Source organism: Actinoplanes oryzae (assembly GCF_030757795.1).
In the GTDB taxonomy this organism is placed as follows: Bacteria; Actinomycetota; Actinomycetes; order Mycobacteriales; family Micromonosporaceae; genus Actinoplanes.
In genome coordinates this window covers 1-496 of record NZ_JAUQWH010000368.1, presented here as the reverse complement: position 1 = coordinate 496, position 496 = coordinate 1, and the positions used below count along the sequence as shown (strand labels likewise).

The window sequence follows — 496 nt, the reverse complement described above, 5'->3', positions numbered from 1 at the left end:
AACATCGCCGACATCCTGTACCGGCGCGGGGACTACGACGAGGCCCTGCGCATCCGCCGCGAGGTAGAGCTGCCGGTCTACGAGCGGCTCGGTGACACCCGCTCCGCGGCGGTCACCTGGGGCAACATCGCCGACATCCTGTTCCAGCGCGGGGACTACGACGAGGCCCTGCGCATCCACAACGAGGAAGCACTGCCGGTCTACGAGCGGCTCGGTGACACCCGCGAGGCGGCGGTCACCTGGGGCAACATCGCCGACATCCTGTACCGGCGCGGGGACTACGACGAGGTCCTGCGCATCCGCCGCGAGGTCCAGCTGCCGGTCTACGAGCGGCTCGGTGACACCCGCTCCGCGGCGGTCACCTGGGGCAAGATCGCCGACATCCTGTACCGGCGCGGGGACTACGACGAGGCCCTGCGCATCCACAACGAGGAAGCACTGCCGGTCTACGAGCGGCTCGGTGACACCCGCTCCGCGGCGGTCACCTGGGGCAAGA

Annotated in this window: 1 protein-coding gene; it reads left to right on the top strand. The window is 69.8% G+C overall.

Going from position 1 to position 496, the window contains the following annotated elements:
* Window positions 1–496 (top strand): tetratricopeptide repeat protein (locus RBH18_RS43965; RefSeq protein ID WP_306216460.1); only part of this gene is annotated, 496 nt, incomplete at both ends.